This is a genomic window from Aeromonas aquatica, assembly GCF_000764655.1.
Taxonomy (GTDB): domain Bacteria; phylum Pseudomonadota; class Gammaproteobacteria; order Enterobacterales; family Aeromonadaceae; genus Aeromonas; species Aeromonas aquatica.
Genome location: NZ_JRGL01000020.1, coordinates 34,328 through 55,684, shown reverse-complemented (window position 1 = coordinate 55,684; position 21,357 = coordinate 34,328). Strand labels below are relative to the sequence as shown.

17 protein-coding genes are annotated in these 21,357 nt (G+C 61.7%); 8 read left to right on the top strand and 9 right to left on the bottom strand.

The window, feature by feature from the left end:
• Window positions 1–52: 52 nt before the first annotated feature.
• Window positions 53–1,345 (bottom strand): lipopolysaccharide biosynthesis protein, encoded by a 1,293-nt coding sequence (locus LG30_RS0105555; RefSeq protein WP_033129737.1) that lies wholly within the window; start codon window positions 1,343–1,345, stop codon window positions 53–55.
• Window positions 1,346–1,733: 388 nt separating this feature from the next.
• Here LG30_RS0105555 and LG30_RS0105550 point away from each other — a divergent pair, with 388 nt between their 5' ends.
• From LG30_RS0105550 to LG30_RS0105540, 3 genes are all read left to right on the top strand, one after another.
• Window positions 1,734–3,158 (top strand): DASS family sodium-coupled anion symporter, encoded by a 1,425-nt coding sequence (locus tag LG30_RS0105550; protein ID WP_033129725.1) that lies wholly within the window; start codon window positions 1,734–1,736, stop codon window positions 3,156–3,158.
• A 283-nt stretch (window positions 3,159–3,441) separates the two neighbouring features.
• Window positions 3,442–3,897 carry a GNAT family N-acetyltransferase gene (locus tag LG30_RS0105545; RefSeq protein ID WP_033129724.1) on the top strand — a complete coding sequence of 152 codons (456 nt, stop codon included), beginning with the start codon at window positions 3,442–3,444 and terminating at the stop codon, window positions 3,895–3,897.
• Window positions 3,898–4,032: 135 nt separating this feature from the next.
• Window positions 4,033–4,746, top strand: a complete 714-nt coding sequence (locus LG30_RS0105540) for a hypothetical protein (RefSeq protein ID WP_033129723.1) — start codon at window positions 4,033–4,035, stop codon at window positions 4,744–4,746.
• A gap of 238 nt (window positions 4,747–4,984) precedes the next feature.
• Here LG30_RS0105540 and LG30_RS0105535 read toward each other — a convergent pair whose 3' ends face one another.
• Both LG30_RS0105535 and aguA read right to left on the bottom strand, forming a co-directional pair.
• On the bottom strand, window positions 4,985–6,688 hold the full coding sequence (locus LG30_RS0105535; protein ID WP_033129722.1) for an amidase: 1,704 nt from the start codon (window positions 6,686–6,688) through the stop codon (window positions 4,985–4,987).
• A 169-nt stretch (window positions 6,689–6,857) separates the two neighbouring features.
• The gene (gene aguA / locus LG30_RS0105530) at window positions 6,858–7,955 is read right to left on the bottom strand and encodes an agmatine deiminase (protein ID WP_033129721.1); all 1,098 of its coding nucleotides are present in this window, start codon (window positions 7,953–7,955) and stop codon (window positions 6,858–6,860) included.
• 146 nt (window positions 7,956–8,101) lie between these two features.
• On the opposite strand from aguA, the gene LG30_RS0105525 reads away from it, so the two are divergent.
• Complete coding sequence (locus LG30_RS0105525; protein WP_033129720.1) at window positions 8,102–9,013, top strand: LysR family transcriptional regulator; 912 nt, start codon at window positions 8,102–8,104, stop codon at window positions 9,011–9,013.
• A 162-nt stretch (window positions 9,014–9,175) separates the two neighbouring features.
• Here the strand turns inward: LG30_RS0105525 and LG30_RS0105520 are convergent, their stop codons facing one another.
• Window positions 9,176–10,588, bottom strand: coding sequence for a DUF2252 domain-containing protein (locus LG30_RS0105520; RefSeq protein ID WP_052100858.1), 1,413 nt, complete (start codon window positions 10,586–10,588; stop codon window positions 9,176–9,178).
• A 92-nt stretch (window positions 10,589–10,680) separates the two neighbouring features.
• Entirely contained in the window at window positions 10,681–11,253 is a 573-nt protein-coding gene (locus LG30_RS0105515) for a TetR/AcrR family transcriptional regulator (protein WP_033129719.1), read from the bottom strand.
• A gap of 172 nt (window positions 11,254–11,425) precedes the next feature.
• On the opposite strand from LG30_RS0105515, the gene LG30_RS0105510 reads away from it, so the two are divergent.
• From LG30_RS0105510 to LG30_RS0105500, 3 genes are all read left to right on the top strand, one after another.
• Window positions 11,426–12,463 (top strand): alkene reductase, encoded by a 1,038-nt coding sequence (locus LG30_RS0105510; RefSeq protein WP_033129718.1) that lies wholly within the window; start codon window positions 11,426–11,428, stop codon window positions 12,461–12,463.
• 277 nt (window positions 12,464–12,740) lie between these two features.
• The gene (locus LG30_RS21355; RefSeq protein ID WP_033129717.1) at window positions 12,741–13,670 is read left to right on the top strand and encodes a bifunctional helix-turn-helix transcriptional regulator/GNAT family N-acetyltransferase; all 930 of its coding nucleotides are present in this window, start codon (window positions 12,741–12,743) and stop codon (window positions 13,668–13,670) included.
• Window positions 13,667–14,128: an acyltransferase gene (locus LG30_RS0105500; protein ID WP_033129716.1), complete on the top strand. Its 462-nt coding sequence runs from the start codon at window positions 13,667–13,669 to the stop codon at window positions 14,126–14,128. The genes LG30_RS21355 and LG30_RS0105500 overlap by 4 nt, the downstream gene beginning before the upstream one ends.
• 161 nt (window positions 14,129–14,289) lie before the next feature.
• Here the strand turns inward: LG30_RS0105500 and LG30_RS0105495 are convergent, their stop codons facing one another.
• From LG30_RS0105495 to LG30_RS0105485, 3 genes are all read right to left on the bottom strand, one after another.
• The gene (locus LG30_RS0105495; protein ID WP_033129715.1) at window positions 14,290–14,628 is read right to left on the bottom strand and encodes a nuclear transport factor 2 family protein; all 339 of its coding nucleotides are present in this window, start codon (window positions 14,626–14,628) and stop codon (window positions 14,290–14,292) included.
• Window positions 14,629–14,844: 216 nt separating this feature from the next.
• On the bottom strand, window positions 14,845–16,434 hold the full coding sequence (gene prfC / locus LG30_RS0105490) for a peptide chain release factor 3 (RefSeq protein ID WP_152599047.1): 1,590 nt from the start codon (window positions 16,432–16,434) through the stop codon (window positions 14,845–14,847).
• A 253-nt stretch (window positions 16,435–16,687) separates the two neighbouring features.
• Window positions 16,688–18,562: a GGDEF domain-containing protein gene (locus LG30_RS0105485; RefSeq protein WP_033129735.1), complete on the bottom strand. Its 1,875-nt coding sequence runs from the start codon at window positions 18,560–18,562 to the stop codon at window positions 16,688–16,690.
• Window positions 18,563–18,759: 197 nt separating this feature from the next.
• On the opposite strand from LG30_RS0105485, the gene LG30_RS0105480 reads away from it, so the two are divergent.
• Entirely contained in the window at window positions 18,760–19,764 is a 1,005-nt protein-coding gene (locus tag LG30_RS0105480) for a sensor domain-containing diguanylate cyclase (RefSeq protein WP_033129713.1), read from the top strand.
• 104 nt (window positions 19,765–19,868) lie between these two features.
• On the opposite strand, the gene viaA is transcribed toward LG30_RS0105480, so the two are convergent.
• Complete coding sequence (viaA, locus tag LG30_RS0105475; protein ID WP_033129712.1) at window positions 19,869–21,323, bottom strand: ATPase RavA stimulator ViaA; 1,455 nt, start codon at window positions 21,321–21,323, stop codon at window positions 19,869–19,871.
• Window positions 21,324–21,357 lie beyond the last annotated feature (34 nt).

Here is a 21,357-nt window from a genome sequence, read left to right as displayed (position 1 = left end):
AAAAAACGCCCAATTGGGCGTTTTTTATTGTCCAGTCAGGCCATTGCGACCACTAAGACTGGACTGCCAGCGCCGGCGGCAGGGATCTGAGGATCCGCCGCTCCGCCAGGGTGGAGAGGATAAACATCGCCAGATAGCCCAGGCCCAGCGCCACTATGATAGCGACCACGTTGGCGGTGAACTGGGCCACCAGATAGTAGGCCGCCACCAGCGCCACTATGCCCACCAACCGGATGATCAGGCTCTGGGTAAAGTGGCCGTGGGCCTTGATATAGGCGAGCTGATAGCCGTTGAGCATCATGAAGATGAAGAAGATGGAGAAGTGGAACAGCACGGGCACGGCCCCCGCATAGTCGGTGGGGAACAGCAGCAATACTAGCGACTTGCCCGCCAGCAGCATCACCAGGAAGAATATTGTGCTAACCACGGCGCTCAGGCGGAAGATCCAGCTACGGATCTGCCGGATCTGCCGGTGATCGCCATTGCGCAGGTTGACCGCCAATTCCGGCAACACGAAGCGATAGATGGGGAAGACGAACAGGGTCGTCATATAAGTGAAGATGGGGCGCACCACCACCTGAAAATCCCCCAGCTCGTCGAGGCTGAAGTGGCGAATGGTGAGCAGCACTGTGATGTAGATCATCAGGATGCTGGCCCCTGCCTCGAGGGACGCGGTGAAGCTCTTCTTCACATAGCTGCGCATCTCGGGGCCGAGCGCCACCCTGGCGAGCGGCCGGGTCGCGATGGCCCTGCGCCTATGCAGATACATATAGCCGGCAATCCCCAGAGAGGAAAAAGTCAGCCCGTAGAAGAGCGAGGCGATCGCCTCCATCCCGAGGCCGAAGTAGCAGATCCCAAACATCAGGGCATTGGCGAGCGGCTCCAGCCAGGTGACCCTGTTCGAGATCTCGTACATCCGGTACATGGCCACCAGATTGGTGAAATAGACCTTGAGCCCCAGCCCGACGATGAGTCCCACCAGGTGCAGATACTCCACCCGGATATGGAGCCCGTGCTTGATATAGGGGATCACGACCCCCCAGGTGAGCAGCACCATGCCGATGAGGAAGTAGCGGAAGATATTGATGATGTCTCTGTCGTTCCTGGTCTGGGAGTAGCTCACCACCATGGAGGAGCGAAAGCCGGTCATCAGGATGAGGGACAGGGAGATCAAGTCCACCACGCTATTGAACAGCGCCAGATCCCCCTTGGCCACCCACTGCGCCAGCCACACCTTGAAGGCGAAGCCGATGAGGATGCTGGCCAGCGACGCCCACATGCCGGTGACGAAGGCCTGCTTGAGACGGGTGAGAGAGTCGGGTTGCACGTCTTGCGTAACTTGCATGATTCGAAAGGCCGGGTCGCTGCGAGGCAAGGGAGAGGCCCATCTTATAAAAAGGAGGCCCGGATTGAACAGCCTTAATCCCGTCCCCCTTCCCGGCAGGAGATAAGGGCGCCGCCATCCCCCCACCTCAAACCGACGCCTTAGCCCCCATCACCGCAGGACAGCGACCAGTAAGGCCCAAAGCATGCGCCACTCGGCGACGCCAATGCAGTGCGTACAACTGCCGAATGAGTGGGTTGATTATCGAACATCACGCTTTTGATCAAAATATCAATACAAGATATCGAATTGCTGACAAGTTCCCAGATTTGGCCAATCACGCCTCTTATAGTGGGCTCATGGACGGCTCCAGTCGTCTCCCCGTGACGTACAAAACAAGGGAATCACCATGAAAAGACCCACAACCCCCCAGCTGGCAGCATTTTGTATCGTGCTACTGGCTGCATTCTGCTGGTCACTACCTACCCCGGCAGGGCTGGCGCCGGCGGCCTACCACACCGCCATCCTGTTTATCGCCACCATCCTTGTCATCGTCACCAACGTCGCCCCAACTGGCTATATCGCCATTGTCTCTCTCGCCCTCTATGCCGTGCTCCACGCCGGAGGTGAAACCACCCCCAAGGCGGCCATCGAGGGAGCCCTTGTCGACTTCAATCACCCACTGATCTGGCTCATCGTCATCGCCTTCATGATTGCCAGCGCCTTTGCCAAGACAGGGCTCGGCAAACGGATCGCCCTCTTGCTGCTGAGCCGCTTCGGCCAATCCACCTTGCGTTCCGCCTACTGCCTGGCGGTCGCTGACTTTATCCTGGCGCCAGCCACCCCGAGCAACACGGCGCGGGCCGCCATAGTGGCGCCCATTGCCGACTCCCTGGCCAAGACCATCAACAAGGAGGATCGCAAGCTTGGCCAGTTCCTGCTCTCCAGCGTCAGCGCCATGAACGATGCCTCCGCCGTCGCCTTCAGCACCGGCTTCGCCGGCAATCTGGCGCTGGTCGGTATTGCCGCCAGCGTGGCGGGTCTTGCCATCGGCTTTCGTGAATGGGCGCTTTATCTGTTGCCACCCGCCATCGGCCTGCTGCTGATCATTCCTTTCGTGCTCTATCTGGTGATCCGGCCCGAGACTCGCGCTACCCCGGACGTTCCCCGCTTCGCCCGGGAAGAGCTGACCAAGATGGGCCCCCTGTCACGGCATGAGAAAAGCCTGCTGGGGGTGTTTGTCGGTCTGGTCGTGCTCTGGGTCGGCGGTAGCAACCTGGGACTGGACGCCACCACGGTCGCCTTCCTCGGTCTCGCCGCCTTGCTGCTGCTCGGCGTGCTGAACTGGAACGACGTCAAGGGCAACAGCGCCGCCTTCGATACCCTGATCTGGTTCAGCGTATTGATGGGGATGGCCGACAACCTCAAACAGGTCGGCTTCACCGACTGGCTGGGGAATGAACTCTCCCAGTTCATGCACAGCACTCTCGGTGGTTTTGGCACCCTGCCCATGCTGGTGGTGGTGATGGGGATCTATCTCTTCACCTCCTATGCCTTCGCCTCCGGCACCGCCAAGGTAGTGGCACTGGCCCCCGTGATCACCGGCGCCCTGCTGGCAGTCGGCGTGCCCAAAGAGATGGCGATCTTTAGCATCGCCGCCATCACCAACGTGGGCTGCAATCTGGCCACTTACTCCCATGCCCGTATCCCGCTGCTGCTTGGCATGGGATATCACACCAGCGGTGAGTGGATGCGCATCGGCCTGGTGATCGCCTTGGCAGGCTTTGCCGTGGTGATGTCCATCGGCCTGCTCTGGTGGCAGTTCTTGATCTAGATGGCGGGGACCCCCTGCCATCCCCCGTCCAATGAAACAACGAAATGGATTTGCCCCTTCTCCCGCGTCTTGTCATGCACAAGGGGTGGGGGATGAGGGTGGCGGTAACGCAATAAGCCCAGTAATGTAGGGACGATTAGCGTGGCGTAATCGTCCGTTTATCGCGAACGACGTGATGGCAAGACAAGCAGGAAACCTTGGATGGCAACGGGCTTCTGGCTACCCCTTATCGCGATCGTCCGAATAGGCTTCGCTATTCGAACCGGCGGCCCTTTGGAGAGATATGACAAACCTACATAGAATTGAACTGCTTCATTGCGAAGAAAACTCTCCCTATTTAGCGCAACTGGATCAGTTATTTCAATCCGAGTGGTCAGACTTTCGGCTTTGTGATGCTTACACAAAAGATGCGAACTTACCGCCGGTGCTTGTTGCGGTAATGAATGATGTGGTGATGGGGGGTTTGGCTTACTCTCGCTTCAAGGAGCCTCATCATGGCGGTGACGTCATCTGGATCAATGCCGTGTTTGTCAGTGCCGAATACCGGGGTAAAGGCCTTGCCAGCCAACTCATCAATGTCGGTGTGTCACAGTTGTTAGAATCCTCACAAGACTATCTCTATGCTTATACGAATGTCCCGACACTCTATCAATCCTTGGGTTGGTCTGAGGTGGATATTGAAAGTGAGCCAGATCATAAGGTGATGCGTATTTCACTCAAAACTCAGTTACCCGAATAACAAGGCGTCAAGAAGAACAGCCAAAGCATGCTAAACATAGTTCGTTTGGGTGTCACCACCATCATTGACCAGACAATATAGATGCCCCATATATTCGCCATATTTCCACACCATTAATAACAAAAGGATGTGATAGTGTTTAATAAATATTTAATTGCTCTAATCTCCGCTCTGTTTATGTTATATTTAATATCCATGGTAGCTTATCCATTTTACATCAGCAATTTAGATTGGAATTATGTACAGAGTATCTGGAACACATGGCAGACTTTTAATGCAGCAATGATAGCCCTTCTGGCTAGCATTATTGCCCTTGCCGCCGCTATGTACTCAGAGAATCAAAGAAGAGAAAGAGACCTTTTGGCTGCTAAAGCTCTTCTGCCAGAAGCACTCTCTCAGCTAATATATTTTTGCAAACACTCTGCGGGCCTTCTTAAAAAGGCCTACGAGAAAAAAGATTCCCCCTCCAGCGATCCGTACTCACTATATATAAGCGGTGAGTTTTATGAACTCCCTGAGTGGGTAGGATCAACATTTCAACGTTGTATTGCCGTAGCAAGTCAATCTGATGCTATGTACATGGCCAACATTCTTGCTGAACTACAAGTTATTCGAGCTCGACTAAGGGATATTCATGAAGATAACAATAGAAATGAAGAGTTACTTGTCATGTCTAGTGAAATCATTCTCCATATAAAAAAGATTGGCCATTTTGTTGCTCAAATAAATATTTTATTTCCCTACGCTAGAAATGGAGACCCCATATGCACAAGCGAGATCAATGATGAGATGATAAACAATGGACTTTCACAAATAGATGCCATTGATTTTACATATAGCATTGAGTAAATGTCCAACTAAAAATTAAAATACCTTTATCATACAACAATGAATTGCTAATAATAGCATCGACTATCAATACCCATAAAAGTCTCTCGTAGCAATTTTATTTATCAAGCAACAGGACTACTTATCAAATAATATCTGTTGGATAAAGCCGTGAATGGAAATAAAAAACCACCCGCATAACAGGTGGTTTTTTGTTTAATCATCGGACTAACCCGGAATATTTAGCTACTGATGGCTATCAAGCCAACGGCGGCGTGCGCGGCGGCACCTGGCGCTTGCTGCCGGTGGACTCGAAGGCCGAGGCGACGCGCAGCAGGTTATTGTCGTCATAGGCGCGACCGGCGAAGGTCAGGCCCACCGGCATGCCGATATCGGCCATGACCCCCATGGGGACGGTGACGGTCGGCACGCCGAGATGGCGAATGGCGAGGTTACCGTTGGCGACCCAGATGCCGTTGCTCCAGGCGATGTCGGCGGAGGCCGGATTCACGTCCGCATCAGCCGGGCCCACGTCGGCCACGGTCGGGAACAACACGGCATCGAGCTTGAGCTCGTCCATCCAGTCCTCCAGATCCAGCTTGCGGGTCTGCTCCAGGCCGCGCAGGCCGTCCGGCACTGTGGTTATCTCATCCCAGGATTTCAGACCGCGCTTGGCCATATTGACGTACTCGTCCATGCCGGCCGCCAGATCCCCTTCACGGTTAGGCAGTGTGCCCGGATCGTGGGGGAAGATCTTGGGCCCGTCGACGTCCTCAAGCTTATTGAGCTTGGGATCGCCGTTGGCGCGCAGGAAGTCGTCGAACGCCCAACCGGACAGCTCCCACAGCTCGTCGTTGAGAAACTCAGGGCTAACGATGCCGCGGTTGAACACGGTCGGCGCACCGGGTCTGTCCCCTTCGCAGTTGGAAACCAGCGGGAAGTCCACCTCAATCACCTCGGCGCCGGCGGCTTCCAGGGCCTTGCGGGCCTGTTCCCAGAGCGCGATCACAGACTCGCGGGTATGGATGCGCTGACCGGTCGGGCCGCCGATACCGGGATTCTCGCTGGTGCCGGCCAGTTCATCCTTGTTGATAAACATGCGCGGCACGCCGAGGCGCTTGCCCTTGAGGGCGGAGGTACCGGCGGCAAGATCAAGGTAGGAGGCCGGGCGCACCTCGGAGGCCTTGGGCAACTTGACCCAGGGCTGCAGACGCCACAGATCCCCACGGGTGTCGCTATCGTCGGCCACCACCACGTCCAGCACTTCCAAGAGATCGCTCATGGTGCGGGCGTAAGGCACCACCACGTCCATGGTTGGGGTCAGGGGCCAGTTGCCACGCACCGAGATCACGCCGCGGGACGGGGTATAGGCACAGAGGCCGTTGTTGGAGGCAGGGCCACGGCCGCTCGACCAGGTCTCTTCGGCCAGACCGAAGGCGGCGAAGCTGGCGGCGGTGGCGGTGCCGGCCCCGTTGGAGGAGCCGGATGCAAAGGGCGCAGTGAGATAGTCGGCGTTGTAGGGGCTCTCGGCGCGGCCATAGACGCCACGCTGCATGCCGCCATTGGCCATGGGCGGCATGTTGGTTTTGCCCAGACAGATGGCACCGGCGGCCCGCAGACGCTCGACGGTGAAGGCGTCGCGCTGGGCCACCAGATCCTTGAACGCCGGGCTACCGGAGGCGGCGGTCAGCCCCTTGACCAGGTAGCTGTCTTTGGCGGTGTAGGGGATGCCGTCGAGCGGCCCCAGGGTCTCGCCACGGGCGCGGCGAGCATCGGAGGCTTGTGCCTCTTTCAGCGCATCGGGATTGGGCACCACCAAGGCGTTGAGCTTGGTGTCAGTCTCGGGGCCGTTGTAGGCGGCAATGCGGGCCAAGTAGGCCTCGACCAGTTCGACCGCGGTGGTGCGGCCGGATTCGAGCGCGGCACGCAGCTCGGCAATGGAAACCTCTGTCACTTCGATCATGGGGATCTCCTGTAAAAGGGTGACGCTGTGCGATATCTGCCGCAAAGCGGACATATCGCAGGTGATTGCTTGTGATGGTGGTCGCCGCATTCAGCGCCTTCGACCACCACGCCATCAAGGGACAAAACCCCACCAGAGTGGGGTTTTGTCGAACAGTCTCGCCTACGGCTTATTTGCCGGACGGGATCTGCTGGGTGATGCAGTGGATATTGCCGCCACCCAGCAGGATCTCGCGGGCGGGCACACCGATGACCTTATGCTCCGGGAAGATCTCTTCCAGAATGCGCTGGGCTTCGTCGTCGGTGGCGACATCCAGCAGCGGGTAGACGATGCGATCGTTGGTGATCAGGAAGTTCACGTAGGAACCGGCCAGACGACCCTCGGCCTCGCGCGGCACGCCGCTGCCGCTCTCGACGCCGGCAGACTCCTCTTCGGTACAGAACAGCGGGCCCGGCTGGGGCAGCTTCCAGACTTTCAGCTTGCGACCCTTGGCATCCACCGCCGCTTCCAGCACCTCGAGGGCAGCCAGGGAGCGGGCGTACTGGGGGTCGTTCTCGTCGTCGGTCCAGTGCAGGGCCACTTCACCCGGGCGCACGAAACAGCAGATGTTGTCGATATGGCCGTCGGTCTCGTCCAGATAGACACCCTCGTTCAGCCAGATAAAGCTCTTCACCCCCAGATAGTCGCGCAGCAAGGCTTCGATCTGACCCTTGGAGAGGTGGGGGTTGCGGTTCTCGTTCAGCAGGCACTCGGCGGTGGTCATGCAGGTGCCTTCGCCATCCACGTGGATGGAGCCCCCCTCCAGGATCAGCGGCGCGTCGTAGCGGCTCATGCCGTGCTCGGCCAGCATCTTGGCGGCCACTTCCTCATCCTGGTTCCAGGGGGCGTAGAGGCCGCCCTTGAGGCCGCCCCAGGCGTTGAAGCCCCAATCTACCCCACGGCATTCGCCGGCGGCATTGGTGACCACGGTCGGGCCGCTGTCGCGGGCCCAGCAGTCATCGCTCGCCATCTCCACCAGGGTGACGTGGGCGGGCATGATGGTGCGGGCCTGCTCCATGAACTCGGCCGGCACCCCCATGAAGACCGGGGTGGCGCCGCCGATGGCATCGGCCACCTTGGCAAAAGTCTGTTGGGCGAAACGACCCGCTTCACGCCAGTTGTCCGGACGGAACGGCCAGATCATCCAGACGGCCTGCTGGTGCGCCCACTCGGCAGGCATGGTGAAGCCGTCAGCGGCCGGGGTGGAAGTATTGGTCTTGATGCTCATCGCAAGACTCCTTGCATGGATTGAGGCCCCCCGGATTGACGCGGGAACGTGGAAAAATAAGAGTGAGTCGCAGTGTAAGAAGTTGCGTTCACATCAATCAAATGAATAGGATTAATTGTCCCATAAACAGCGCGAATAATCCCTCCATGAAATTACACCAGCTCGACCTCAATCTGCTGCTCGCCTTTGACGCCCTGATGACACAAGGCAGCGTCACCCGCGCCTCGGAGGCGCTGTTTATCAGCCAGCCCGCCATGAGCCACTCCCTCGGCCGGCTGCGCACCTTCTTCGGCGATCCGCTACTGGTACGCACGCCCCAGGGGATGCTGCCGACCCCCCGCGCCCAGCGGTTGCACCTGGGGGTGCAGCAGGCGCTGCGACTGCTCGAACAACAACTCAGCGACGAGGAGCTGTTCGAGCCGCGCCACTCCAAACGCCGCTTCGTGCTCTGCACCACCGACTACGTGGAGTGCGTGCTGATCCCGCCGCTCATCTCGCGCCTCAAAAAACTGGCGCCCGCGGTCACCATCGAGATCCGCATCCTGCGCGACAGCCTGCCGGAGGCGGAGCTCGCCAGCGGCGAGATCGATCTGGTGCTGGGGTTTGACGAGTACATGCAGGTGCCGAGGTATCTTGGCAAAGAGACCTGGCTGACCGAACCCCTGGCCGGGCTGGTGCGCGCCACCCGCGAGTTGCCGGAGGAGCGGATCACCCTCGCGCAGCTGGTGGAGATGCCCCATGTGTTCCACTCGCCGCTGGGCACCTCGGAGGCCAGCCTGGACCAGTTTCTCAAGACCCGGGGCCTCGCGCGCACCATCTCGGTCAACAGCCAGAGCTATATGTCCGCCGCCGCCATCGTGAGCCAGAGCGATCACCTGCTGGTGCTGCCCAGCAAGGTCGCCGAGCTCTTGGCCGAACACTGGCTGCTCAAGAGCCTGCCGCTGCCGGAAGATGTGCCGGATTACCATCTCAACTGCGTCTGGCACCCGGTGCATGCGCAACAACCGGCCTTGATCTGGTTGAAGGAGCTGATGAAGGAGTTGGTGAGCCCTGACTAATCCCCCCTCATCCCCTGCCCTTCTCCCACAAGGGGAGAAGGGAGCGGATACCTGGTCTGTGGAAAAATCTTGGCTCAACCTGCATGACCAACCCACAACGCCCAACAAATCCTCGATCAGTCCCCTCTCCCTCCGGGAGAGGGCCAGGGTGAGGGGAAGCGTTCACCTCGCCTCTGAGGCGACCGGCAGATCCCCGCGGGCGATGGCCGCCAGCAGCAGGCGGTGATCCTCCCGGGTACGCTGACCATAGGCCACGGCGAAGTCGGCGATGGCCTCATCCATCGCATCCGACTTGCCCATGTAGCCGGCGATTTGCGCCGCATCCCCCGACTTGGCATGGGCCAGCGCCAGGGCCCAGCCACAGAGCTGACAATGCTCGATGAAGTGGCGGACTTTCACCACGCCGGGGGTGATGTCGATCCCCCCCTTCATGTCCCGCAGTTGGCGCACGTAGAAGTGGCGGCCCTTCAGCTCGCACCAGCCGAGGAAGATGTCCGGTGAGCCCTGGATCATGCGCTGCCCCCGCACCACCCGCCGCCCCTGGCTGCCGCTGTCGTCCTCCGAGGTGAAATAGGGGGCCAGCACCGAGGGCTGCGCCTCCTTGACCTGCAGGAAGAGGGGATCCTCATCATCGGCCCCGGTCAGCAGTATCACCCAGCAGCGGGTTCCCACGCTGCCGACCCCGACCACCTTGCGCACCACGTCCACCACCCGGTAGCGCTGCAGCAGGATCCGCCTGTCCTCCGGCAGGGAAGCCAGATAGGCCTCCAGCAGTTCCCCCAGCACCTCATAGACGGGTTGGCCATCCTCGGTGTGGGTCTCGCGGATGACGAAGGGGTGGATCTCGCGGATCCTGTGCTGATCGTCCACCAGATCCGTCATCTTGCCGAGTACCTGCAGATGGTTGCGCCCCCGGGCCTTGAGGAAGGTGGCCTCGATCCGCTGGTGGGCATCCGTAGAGAAGGCGTTGAGTACCGAGGCCTGATCGATGCGGTCATACCAGACCCTCATAAATCCCAGTTTGCCGTATTCCCGCAGCCGGCTGCGATAGCTGGACGCTATCACTCTGGCCGCTTCCCGCTGACGGGCGGCGTCGGCCCCAAGATAGTCGGCGGCCACCAGGGCGCTGGCGGCCAGGCGCTTGAGATCCCATTCCCAAGGGCCGAGATGGGTTTCGTCGAAGTCGTTGATGGCCAGCACCAGGTTGCGCTCGGCGCTCGCATAGAGGCCGATGTTGGCCACATGCATGTCACCACAGGCCTGCACCATCAGCCCGGAGCGGGGGGTGGTGGCGAGATCCGCCGCCATGATGGCAGCCGCCCCGCGCAGGAAGGCGAAAGGCGACTCCTGCATCCTGGCATGGCGCACCGGCACCAGCCGCTGCAACCGGGTGGCGGCCTGGGCCTTGAGCACGGCGATGGGATCCCGTTCGGGCAAGGGGGGCGGCAGCTGGGCGTGTGATTCGCGGGGGACCCGTTCACGCAGTTGTTTACCGGCGGCGAACCGCTCCGCAATGGTGCTGCGCGGGGCGGTGAAATGCAGCAGCATCGCCTGGGATTTGGATGGCTTGGCCATGCTCGTTTCCTCCATGAGATCTCATCATCAAGATGGAAGAGGGAACAAATGAGGGCAAGGGTGGCGGGAAAAAATCGACCCGCCCTGGCTGGTTAGCCGGCGGCGCTCAGGGAGTCCATCAGCTGATCCACTACGGCACTGAGCAGGGTGCGATCCGGGCGGCACTGGGAGAAGGTGACCAGGCCCTGGATATTGATCTGCAAGAAGGCGGTCAGGATGGGAATGTCACAGCCGGCGGGCAGCTCGCCGCACGCGCTCGCCTGTCGCAGGATCAGCGCCAGATCGGCCTCCAGCTCGCCATAGATGGCCTTGAGGCGCAGGTGCAGCTCCTCGTCCTGCTCCGCCAGCTCCATCAGGGTGCGGGTGATCAGGCAGGAGCCCTGCAGGGCATCGTCCACCAGCTGGTTGAAGTAAGCGCGCAGGCCATCGAGCGGGCTTGTCCGGTCGAAGCAGCGACGGCGCAGGGCGCATTTCTCCTGCACATAGTGGTCAACGGCCGCCAGCAGCAGGCCGCGCTTGTTGCCAAAGGCGGCGTAGAGACTACCCGGGTGCAGACCGGTGGCCGCGACCAGCTCCTGCATGGTGGTCTTGGCATAGCCCCTGGCGCGAAAGGCCTCCATGGCGTGTCGCAGGACATGGTCCCGATCAAACTCGGCGCTGCGCATGGGATCTCCGTTGGCAGGGTCCCGGCTAGCCGGGGAGAAAAGGGCGGCAAGTTTACCCCAGCGGACGGGCAACACCAACCCATGCTGAACCCTCGTTCAAAAAAGACTTGCGTACAAAACAAAAAACGTCTTGAATGCACGTTCAAGAATTACTCCCCGAGGACAGACGACCATGGATACCCTGTTTCAACCCTATCGCCTCAACGGCACTCTCACGCTAGCGAATCGCTTCATGATGGCTCCCCTGACTCGCTGCATGGCGGGCCCGGGTCTGGTGCCCACCCAGCAGATGGCCGCCTACTATGGGCGTCGTGCCGACATCGGTCTCATCATCTCCGAGGCCACCATCATTCGCCCGGACGGTCAGGGCTACCCGAACACCCCGGGTCTCTACAGCCCGGAGCAGGTGGAAGGCTGGAAACAGGTCACCGGCGCCGTGCACGCCAAGGGTGGCAAGATCTTCGCCCAACTGTGGCACGTGGGTCGTCTCTCCCACCCTTTCTTCCACCATGCCGAGGTGCTGGCCCCGTCCGCCGTCGCCCATGACGGCACAGTGCCGCGCATGCGCGAGCTGGTCTATCAGGTGCCGCGCGCCCTGACCGTCACTGAGATAACGCAGCTGGTCGAGGATTACGCCCAGGCTGCCGCCAACGCCATCGAAGCCGGTTTCGACGGGGTGGAGATCCACGGTGCCAACGGCTACCTCATCGATCAGTTCCTGCACCATTCGAGCAACCTGCGCGACGACCAGTACGGCGCCACGCCACAGAACATGAGCCGCTTCGCGCTGGAAGTGGTGGATGCCATCAGTGCCCGCATCGGCGGCGATCGGGTGGGGCTGCGCCTCTCCCCCGGTGCCTATGTGCATCTGGCCGGGGATGTGCGGGACCGTGCCGTGTTCGACCATCTGCTGGCCGAGCTCAACCGCCGCCCCCTGGCCTATGTGCACCTCGGCATCTTCGATGACAGCCTCACCTTCGACTACCTGGATGGTCGCGCCTCCGACTACCTGCGCGCCCACTACGACGGTCACCTGGTCGGGGTCGGCAACTACAGCGCACAGAGCGCTGCCGAGGCCATCAAGGCGGATCGCTTCGACCTCATCGCCATCGGTCGCCCGCTCATCGCCAACCCGGACTACCTCGCCAGGGTGAAGAAGGCCGAGCCCCTGGTCCCCTATGCCGACTCCATGCTGGCTGAGCTGGTTTAACAAGACCGGGCTTCTTGTGGCACCCCGTGCCGACACCATGCCGGCCGAGTTGGTATAGCAAGGCCGAGCGGGTCTAACCGGCTCTTTTACTGGCCAAGGATGGGATCCGCGCCCCGGCGCGGGTTTCCAATGTTTGGGCCCCACTCCCGGGCCCTTTTTTGTGCCCGCCAACCCCGCGCCTGCCCCATAACCCCTACCCCAGCCCGACGAAAGCAGTTGCTGATGACAACCAGTTGGTTATATTGGTTGCTGATGACAACCAAAAGGACAATGACAGATGGATCCCCGTCCCCTTCGCGCCCTGTCACGGGAGCTGGTACGCGAGCTCGGTATGCTCTCCCAACAGTGCGGCGCCCTGACCTTGAGCCCACTCGAGGCTCACCTGCTGATCGAACTCGAGAACGGCCCCGCCACCAACCAGCAGCTGGCCGAGCGCCTGCGCATCGACAAGTCCAACGCCAGCCGCCCGCTGGCTCGCCTCGTCGAACGGGGCCTCATCGACTGGCACCCCCACCCTTCCGATGGGCGCAGCAAGGAGGCCCGTCTCACCGCCGCCGGCCAGGCTCAGTTGCTGGCCCTGCATCAGGAGATGGACAATGCCACCGAGCTGGCGCTGGCCCAGCTCAGCCCCGCCGAGTGCGAACAGCTGTGGAGCGGCCTGCGCCTGTATCGCAGCGCCCTGTCCCGGGCCCGCCGCCAGCAGGGTTATCAGATCCGTCCCATCGTTCCTGCCGATAACCCCCATATCGCCGCCGTGGTGCGCGCCGTCTCCGCCGAGTACGGCCTCACCGCCGACAAGGGTTACGGGGTGGCGGATCCGAACCTCGATTTTCTCCATGAAACCTATCAGGGTGAGCGCAGCCGCTATTGGGTCATCGAGGGACCGGACGGCGCCATTCTCGGCGGCGGCGGCATAGCCCCGCTGGCGGGGGCGGAAAACGAAGTGTGCGAGCTGCAGAAGATGTACTTCCTGCCTGTACTGCGCGGTCTGGGGCTGGGACGGCGGCTGGTGCTGCAGGCGCTGGCCGAGGCGAGAGCGCTCGGCTACCAGCGCTGCTATCTGGAAACCACCGACGTCTTGCGGGAGGCGACCTCGCTCTACGAGTCGCTGGGCTTCGAGCACCTGCCGGGGCCGCTCGGCAGCACGGGCCACGATGCCTGCGAAATCTGCATGGTGCTGACGCTGATGCCGGACAGTGCGATATGAACGGCCCGACTCGCCTGACGGTCGGCATCCGTGATGTACAGTTCGGAGAGCGGGTGAAGCTGGTTGAACCGGTGAATCTCTATGGTTGTTCCCTGGCCGACGATGTGTTCGTTGGCCCCTTCGTCGAGATCCAGTCGAACGTCAGCATAGGGCCGGGCACCCGGATCCAGTCCCACAGCTTTATCTGTGAGCATGTCACCATCGGGGCCCGCTGCTTTATCGGCCACGGCGTCATCTTTGCCAACGATCTGTTTCGAGCGGGAGCCCCGGACCCGGACTCTGCGAATTGGGGCCGGACCTTCATCGAGGATGAGGTCTCCATCGGTTCGAACGCCACCATATTGCCGGTGCGGATCTGCAAGGGGGCCGTCATCGGTGCCGGCGCCGTGGTGACCCGCGACATCCTGACTCCCGGCACCTATGCCGGTAATCCGGCCAGGCTGCTGCGCGCCTTCTAGCCAGCCACTGCGCGGTAAAAATGTGTCTCTCCCCCTCATCCCTTCTCCCCCTTACGTTCAAAAAGGGGGGGGGGGAGAAAGGAGCAAAAAGACCCCGCCATGGCGGGGTCTCTTCTATTTGTCGGCCAGCAAAACACGGCTACCTGGTTTGGCGCTATGGCTCAGGAAGGGAAATAGAACCAGGCGGTCTTGATAAGGCCATCTTCCACCTCGAACACGGCCACGCTCTCGATGGGCTCGGGGGAGAGGCCACAAATCCGCTCGTGATCGAATACCTTGTTGCCCATTACCGTTCTCGACAGCAGCTCGGCTCTCAGGGCGGGGTTGTTGAATCTGTGCTCCGTATAGAAGGCCCTCAGCGCCCCCTTCCCCACGGTGGACGGCGTCTCGGTCGGCATCCGGTATCCCCTGAATTCCTCGGCGAAGCAGGCCATGAAGGCGTCGATGTCGTGGGCATTGTAGGCGGCAAATTGCGCCGCGACGGGCAGTTCGGCGGACATCTGTCACTCCCTGACGATGAAAGGAATCCCTGTTATAGAGGGCTTTTCCCCCGCTGTCGACTGTCATCTGGTAGGGCCTATCTGGCTCACTCTGAGCAGCCGTCATCACGGTGCGCCATCTCCAGGCACTATCTACGGGCACTATCTGCGAGCAAAAAAAGACCCCGCCGAGGCGGGGTCTTTTTTATCGTCAGCCTTGAGGCCTGCGAGCGGGTATCAGTGCTCGCGGGTCTGGCGGAACAGTACGTCGGGATGACGCTCCTGGGCCAGTCGCAGGTTGACCATGGTCGGGGCTATGTAGGTGAGGTTGTCACCGCCATCCAGCGCCAGGTTCAGTTCGTTCTTGCGCTTGAACTCCTCGAACTTCTTGACGTCTGTGCCTTCCACCCAGCGGGCGGTGGAGACGTTGACCGCCTCGTACAGGGCCTCGACGTTGTACTCGCTCTTCAGGCGGGAGACCACTACGTCAAACTGCAGCACACCGACGGCACCGACGATGAGGTCGTTGCTGATGAGCGGACGGAACACCTGCACCGCGCCCTCTTCGGAGAGCTGCACCAGCCCCTTGAGCAGTTGCTTCTGCTTGAGGGGGTCGCGCAGGCGGATGCGGCGGAACAGCTCGGGGGCGAAGTTCGGGATGCCGGTGAATTTCAGATCCTCGCCCTGGGTGAAGGTGTCGCCGATCTGGATGGTGCCGTGGTTGTGCAAGCCGATGATGTCGCCGGCACAGGCCTCGACGGCCTGCTCGCGGTCACCGGCCATGAAGGTGACGGCGTCGGAGATGTTCACGTCCTTGCCGATGCGCACGTGGCGCATCTTCATGCCTTTACTGTAAGTACCTGACACGATGCGCATAAAGGCGATACGGTCGCGGTGCTTGGGATCCATGTTCGCCTGGATCTTGAACACGAAACCGGAGAATTTCTCCTCGGTCGCGCTCACTTCACGGCTCTCGGCCTTGCGCGGCATCGGGGCCGGGGCCCAGTCGGTCAGGCCGTCCAGCATGTGGTCGACACCGAAGTTGCCGAGCGCGGTACCGAAGAAGACCGGGGTCATCTCGCCGGCGATGAAGGCCTCGTGATCGAACTCGGGGGAGGCGCCTTGCACCAGCTCCAGCTCGCCGCGCAGTTGCGCCGCCAGATCCTCACCGATGGCGGCGTCCAGATCCGGGTTGTGCAGACCCTTCACCACCCGCTTCTCCTGGATGGTGTGGCCCTGACCGGTCTGGTACAGATAGACCTCGTCCTTGTAGAGGTGATAGACCCCCTTGAAGGATTTGCCGCAGCTGATGGGCCAGGTGATGGGGGCGCACATGATCTTCAGCTCGCGCTCCACCTCGTCCATGACTTCCATGGGGTCGCGCACTTCGCGGTCCATCTTGTTCATGAAGGTGAGGATGGGGGTGTCCCGCAGACGGGTGACTTCCATCAGCTTGCGGGTCCGATCTTCGACGCCCTTGGCGGCATCGATGACCATCAGACAACAGTCCACCGCCGTCAGGGTACGGTAGGTATCTTCGGAGAAGTCCTCGTGACCCGGGGTATCGAGCAGGTTGACCAGGCAGTCGCTGTAGGGGAACTGCATCACAGAGGTGGTGATGGAGATGCCGCGTTGCTTCTCCATCTCCATCCAGTCGGACTTGGCGTGCTGGCCCGATCCACGGCCCTTGACGGTGCCGGCGCGCTGAATGGCCTGTCCGAACAGCAGGACTTTCTCGGTGATGGTGGTTTTACCCGCATCCGGGTGCGAGATGATCGCAAAAGTGCGTCTCTTGGAGACTTCACTCAGAAATTCAGCAGACATAATTCAGTGTTCTTCTTTTGAGCGAGGGCCTCAGGCCCCCGTGGGAATAAATGCGGATGCCACCATGAGAATGGGGCCCCCTGCACACAACGGCGCCACCCGGGCGGGCCATCTGGCCAACCGGTGGGAAAGGAAAGAGCGTTGCGTTACATGGGCCTTCTCGCCTGGGTCAAAGCAAAATTGCGCGACATTATACCCGCGCGAGTGAAAAATACCCAGCCCGGCATAACAGGAAAGGGCAAGACCCCGAGCGGGATCATTGTGCCTTCACCACCCGGTTGCGGCCCGCCAGCTTGGCCTGATACATGGCCTCGTCGGCGCGGCGCACCAGCTCCCCCAGATTGCCGTCCTGGGGACGGTACTGGGCACAGCCTATGCTGATGTGAATGGGGTGATCCTCGGGCACCTCCTCGATGCGCAGTCGGGCAACTTGCTCGCGGATCCGCTCCGCCACCTCGGCCGCCTCGTCGAGCCGGGTATCCGGCAGCAGCACCAGGAACTCCTCGCCCCCGTTGCGCCCGACCCTGTCCAGGCTGCGCAGCTGATCCTCGATGCACTGGGCCACGGCGGTCAGCACCCGATCCCCCACGTGGTGACCCAGCTGATCGTTGACCTTCTTGAAGTGATCGATATCCAGCAACAGCACGCAAAACGGCTTGCCGCCCTCCCGCGTCTGGCTGAATAACTTTCGCCCCTTGGCCTGGATCTGGCGCCGGTTGTGAATGCCTGTCAGCTCGTCGGTCATGGCGAGGCGGTGCATCTTGCGGGTGCGGCTGCGCTGGTGGAGCACCAATATGCCCATCACCAGGATCAGCAGCGCCACCACCAGATATTGCCAGTAACGCCGCTCCTGCAGTTGCTTGAGCTTTTCGGCCTGCAACTGCTGGTTGGATCTGAGGGTCTGGTTCTCCAGCTCCTTGCGGGCGAGATCGAACTCGAAGCGCAGTTGCAAGGAGCGCTGCTCCCGCAGCATCTGCTCGAGCTCGTGCCGGGTCTGCACGAACTGCTTGAGGCTGAGCAGCGCCTCCCTGATGCGCCCCTGCCGCTCGTATACCCGCGCCCGCACCTCATGGATCCAGGCCAGGAAACGCAGGTTCCGCTCCCTGGCGAAGACGCGCTCGGCCCGCTCCAGATGGGGCAGCGCCTCAGCCGGTTTGCCCATGGCCTCCAGCACGGTCGCCATGACGATGTCCCAGTGACCGCGGGTCACGCTGTCCGCCCCCTCCCCCTGATGCAACAAGGAGGAGGCCTGCTCCAGCTTGCCCGTGGCCTCTGCCGCCTTGCCCTGATTGAGCAGGACGGTGGCCATCTCGATCCGGCTCCAGGCCAGCATCCCCTCCTGTTGCTGCGCCAGATAATAGCGCTCGGCCTCTACCATCAGCGGCAGGGCCTTGTCGTACTCCCCGCTCTCCATATAGAGCAATCCCTGCTGGGTATGGATGCCGACCAGGTGTTCCTCGTCACCCAGAACCCGGTAATCGTGATCCAGCTCCTGAAAATAGCCTTGTGCCCGCTCGTAGACCCCCATCCTGCGATAGGTATTGGCGATCTTGGCCAGCACCTCACGCCCTTTTTCTTCCAGCCCGAGCCCCTCGTAGCGCCGATGGGCATCGATGAGCTCCATCAGTCCCTCGGCCATCTCTCCCTGATAGGAGTACATGTCCCCTCGCAAGCTGAGGATGTCGGCCCGTTGCCGCTCATCCCCCAGCCGGCGCGCCAGGGTCAGCGCGTCGGCGTAATCCTGGCTGGCCTCGGTCATGTTGCCGAGCAACTGCTGATGAAAGCCGCGGCAGGCGAGCAAGCCGCTCTCGGTGACGCGGTCCTTGCGCTCACGGGCCTGGGTCAGCGCCTGCTCGGCAAACCCCACGGCCCGCGCATAATCGTCATCGCGCTCGGCAGGCTGGGCCCAGCACTGCAGCCGGGCGATGCGCCCCTGCGCCTCTGCCGGATAGTCCCCACTGTGGGCCGCAAGGGCCGCGACCCGCGCACGAAACTCCCGCACCGGCGGAGTATGGTCTTCCAACTGCTGCAACTCCCGGGACAAACCGGGCTCGGTGAGCGGCGCTTGCGCTCCCCAGGCCTGGGTCACTCCCAGCCATAACAGCAGACTCCAGCTCATCAGGATCTTCATGCCGACTCCGTCTCCCCGTTCGATGGCACCCATGCCGCACCCACAGTGCCAATAATATCCCTCCTTGTCGCGGGCGCACAGCCATCCGCTGACGAGGAGCCCGATCCGCTTCGCTATCAACTACTGCCATCTCATTCTTTACAGGATGAAAATCTGCATCGACTATAGGCAGATTCGAACAAGGGAAGGGACGATGAATGACCTACGAGGAGCTGCAGGAGGCCCATGACAGGTTGTTGCTGGAGAATGAGCGCCTGAAGCGGGTGGCCGAGGATGCCCGTGAGAAGCTGGATGCCGCCATGGACGGCACCGGCCTGTGCATCTGGCAGAACCACATCCCCACCGGCAAGCTCATCATCTTCAACCGACGCTGGGGCGCCATGCTCGGCTATCAGCCCAAGGAGCTATCGGCTCACTTCGATGTCTGGCGCGCCCATCTGCACCCGGAGGACAGGGAGCGGGTGCTGCAGGCCTTCTTCGATCACCTGGAGGGCAAGAGCCCCTTCTATCAGGTGATTCACCGCATGCTCGCCAAGGATGGCAAGGTCACCTGGGTGCTGGACAGAGGCCGGGTGGTGGAGCGGGACGAACAGGGCAACCCCCTGCGGGTGATGGGCTCCCACATCGACATCACCCACGAGAAGGAGTACGAGCAGCAACTGGCCCGCCTCGCCCACCGGGATCCCCTCACCGGCCTGCTCAACCGCACCGCCCTGCACCGCCAGTTCCCCGGCGAGCACAGGGCCATCTGTTTCATCGATCTCGACGACTTCAAGCAGGTGAACGACAACCTGGGCCACCGCGCCGGCGACGAGCTGCTGGTAGCCATCAGCCAGCGCCTGCGTGCCTGCTGCGACGACGACATCCGGCTGGGTCGGCTCGGCGGGGACGAGTTCGTGCTGTTGCTGCCCTGGCCGTCCGAGGATCCCAGAACCAGCCAGCTGGCCCGTCAGTGCATCAACGCCATCGCCACCCCGTTCGAGCTGCCCAATGGCGAGGCGGCGGTGGGGCTGAGCATGGGGATAGCGGCCATCCGGCCGCAGGATGATTTCAGCACCGCGCTGGCCAGGGCCGATCAGGCCATGTACAGGGTCAAACGCAGCGGCAAGCGGGGTTTCCACATCGCCCAGCCCAGCGGCCAACCGCTGCTGGATCAGGAGCAGGTGAGCGAACGGGGACTGCACCACAGACCCGACGCCTGAGACCTGAGCTCAGCTGCATTGTCAGCATCTAGTGAAAAAAGGGTGACAGGAGGCTGTCCCGCAGTTGCATTGTCAGCATCTAGAGAGTGAAAGGAGGCTGTCCCTCAGCTGCGTTGCCAGCGCCGCAATAACCGGCCACGCAGGCCGCAGTCCAGCAGCCAGCTGTTGTCGAACACTCGCAGGATCGCCGGTTTGGCGTGTTTGGACATGGCGACGGCGTGGAAACGGGTCTGCTGTTTGCGCCTCGCGTTCATCTTGTCGAGCAGGGCATGGGGCAGGCTCTGGGCGATGAAATCGGAGATCACCAGCACATCGGCCTTGGCAAAATCCGGCCGTTCCAGCTGGGTCAGCGCCTGCTCGAGACAGGGCACCAGATCGGTGCCGCCGTGGAAGCTCATGGAGAGGAAGCGCTCCGCCTTGTCGAGCCCGGTCTCGGCGGTGATCTCGAGGGTCGCCACCTCGGTGGAAAACAGCATCAGGTAGCAGCCCCGTTTCTCGTCCATCGCCACCTTGAGCAGCGCCAGGAACAGCGCCTTGGCGCACTCCTCAGGGTAACCCCCCATGGAGCCCGAGGTATCGACGCAGACGATGAAGGGCCCGCGCGGCTGGGGCTCCTCCCCCCCCTGTTCAGGGGATCGCAGCATCAGGCGCTGGCGTGGCAGGGTGCCCCGCGACTGGTAGCTGAGCAGCCGCCGCTCCAGGTAGCGGCGATAGAACTCCAGCTCCAGCTCGGGCAGGGCCAGCATCACCGCCTCGCTCGGCAACAGCCGCATCAGGTCGCTGGCCGGGTGTACCCCCACCAGATCGTCCGGTACGTCGTCGGTCTGCACCTCCTCGAGCTCATGCACCGGCACAGGTGGCAGAGTCAGGGAGTCGGTGCGTCGCTCCCGCTCGCTGCGCCCGAGCAGGGCGGCGATCTCCCCGAGCAAGGGCTCGCGCTGCAACATGCGGGCATATTGTTGCACCAGCACCAGGCTGCGTTTGTGCCAGCTGCCCTGGGCCAGATCCCAGAGGCCGCCGGCCGAGATCTGGTGCGGATCCAGGGCGTCGGCCAGGGTGCGGTTCGCCAGCAGCTGATCCTCTATCTCCTGGCGCTGCTTCTCCCGCTCCGCCTCGGCGATCTGCTGCTGCAGTTGCAGCAGGCTGCCCACCAGGCTGGCCCGCCACTTCTCGATAAACAGCTGACGCAGGCCCTCGGTGGGCTGCACCATGATCTGGCGCACCAGGCTGCGGGCATCGCCGGCGAAGGGGCTGTGCTGATCCAGCGCCTCCAGCAGGGCGGGCAGGCGGCCCACCAGCTCGGTCATGGGCAGCAACCGGTGCGCCTGATAGAGCCGGTACTCCTGCTCCAGCGCCACCGGCACCGGCTTGTGGCGCATCTCCTCGCCGAGCTGTTCGCTCCAGCTCTGGATGCGTTTCTTGAGCAGCTTGCCCTGCAGCGGGGAACGTTTCAGGAATTCGGAGATCTTGGGGGTGGAGGCCAGCAGCAACGCCATCTCTCCCGCCAGTTCCCCCTCCCCCATGAGGAGCCCCAGATCCATCATGCCGATCTCAAGCACGGGATCTCCTTATGAGGCGACGCTGACAAAGGAG

Bases quoted from the DNA above. Each gene is read 5' to 3' on its own strand.
- LG30_RS0105480 (WP_033129713.1), top strand. From the start codon at position 18,760: ATGACCTACGAGGAGCTGCAGGAGGCCCATGACAGGTTGTTGCTGGAG.
- LG30_RS0105515 (WP_033129719.1), bottom strand. From the start codon at position 11,253: ATGCGCAGCGCCGAGTTTGATCGGGACCATGTCCTGCGACACGCCATG.
- LG30_RS0105525 (WP_033129720.1), top strand. From the start codon at position 8,102: ATGAAATTACACCAGCTCGACCTCAATCTGCTGCTCGCCTTTGACGCC.
- LG30_RS21355 (WP_033129717.1), top strand. From the start codon at position 12,741: ATGGATCCCCGTCCCCTTCGCGCCCTGTCACGGGAGCTGGTACGCGAG.
- LG30_RS0105510 (WP_033129718.1), top strand. From the start codon at position 11,426: ATGGATACCCTGTTTCAACCCTATCGCCTCAACGGCACTCTCACGCTA.
- LG30_RS0105555 (WP_033129737.1), bottom strand. From the start codon at position 1,345: ATGCAAGTTACGCAAGACGTGCAACCCGACTCTCTCACCCGTCTCAAG.
- LG30_RS0105535 (WP_033129722.1), bottom strand. From the start codon at position 6,688: ATGATCGAAGTGACAGAGGTTTCCATTGCCGAGCTGCGTGCCGCGCTC.
- LG30_RS0105520 (WP_052100858.1), bottom strand. From the start codon at position 10,588: ATGGCCAAGCCATCCAAATCCCAGGCGATGCTGCTGCATTTCACCGCC.
- LG30_RS0105500 (WP_033129716.1), top strand. From the start codon at position 13,667: ATGAACGGCCCGACTCGCCTGACGGTCGGCATCCGTGATGTACAGTTC.
- LG30_RS0105485 (WP_033129735.1), bottom strand. From the start codon at position 18,562: ATGAAGATCCTGATGAGCTGGAGTCTGCTGTTATGGCTGGGAGTGACC.
- aguA (WP_033129721.1), bottom strand. From the start codon at position 7,955: ATGAGCATCAAGACCAATACTTCCACCCCGGCCGCTGACGGCTTCACC.
- LG30_RS0105550 (WP_033129725.1), top strand. From the start codon at position 1,734: ATGAAAAGACCCACAACCCCCCAGCTGGCAGCATTTTGTATCGTGCTA.
- LG30_RS0105545 (WP_033129724.1), top strand. From the start codon at position 3,442: ATGACAAACCTACATAGAATTGAACTGCTTCATTGCGAAGAAAACTCT.
- LG30_RS0105495 (WP_033129715.1), bottom strand. From the start codon at position 14,628: ATGTCCGCCGAACTGCCCGTCGCGGCGCAATTTGCCGCCTACAATGCC.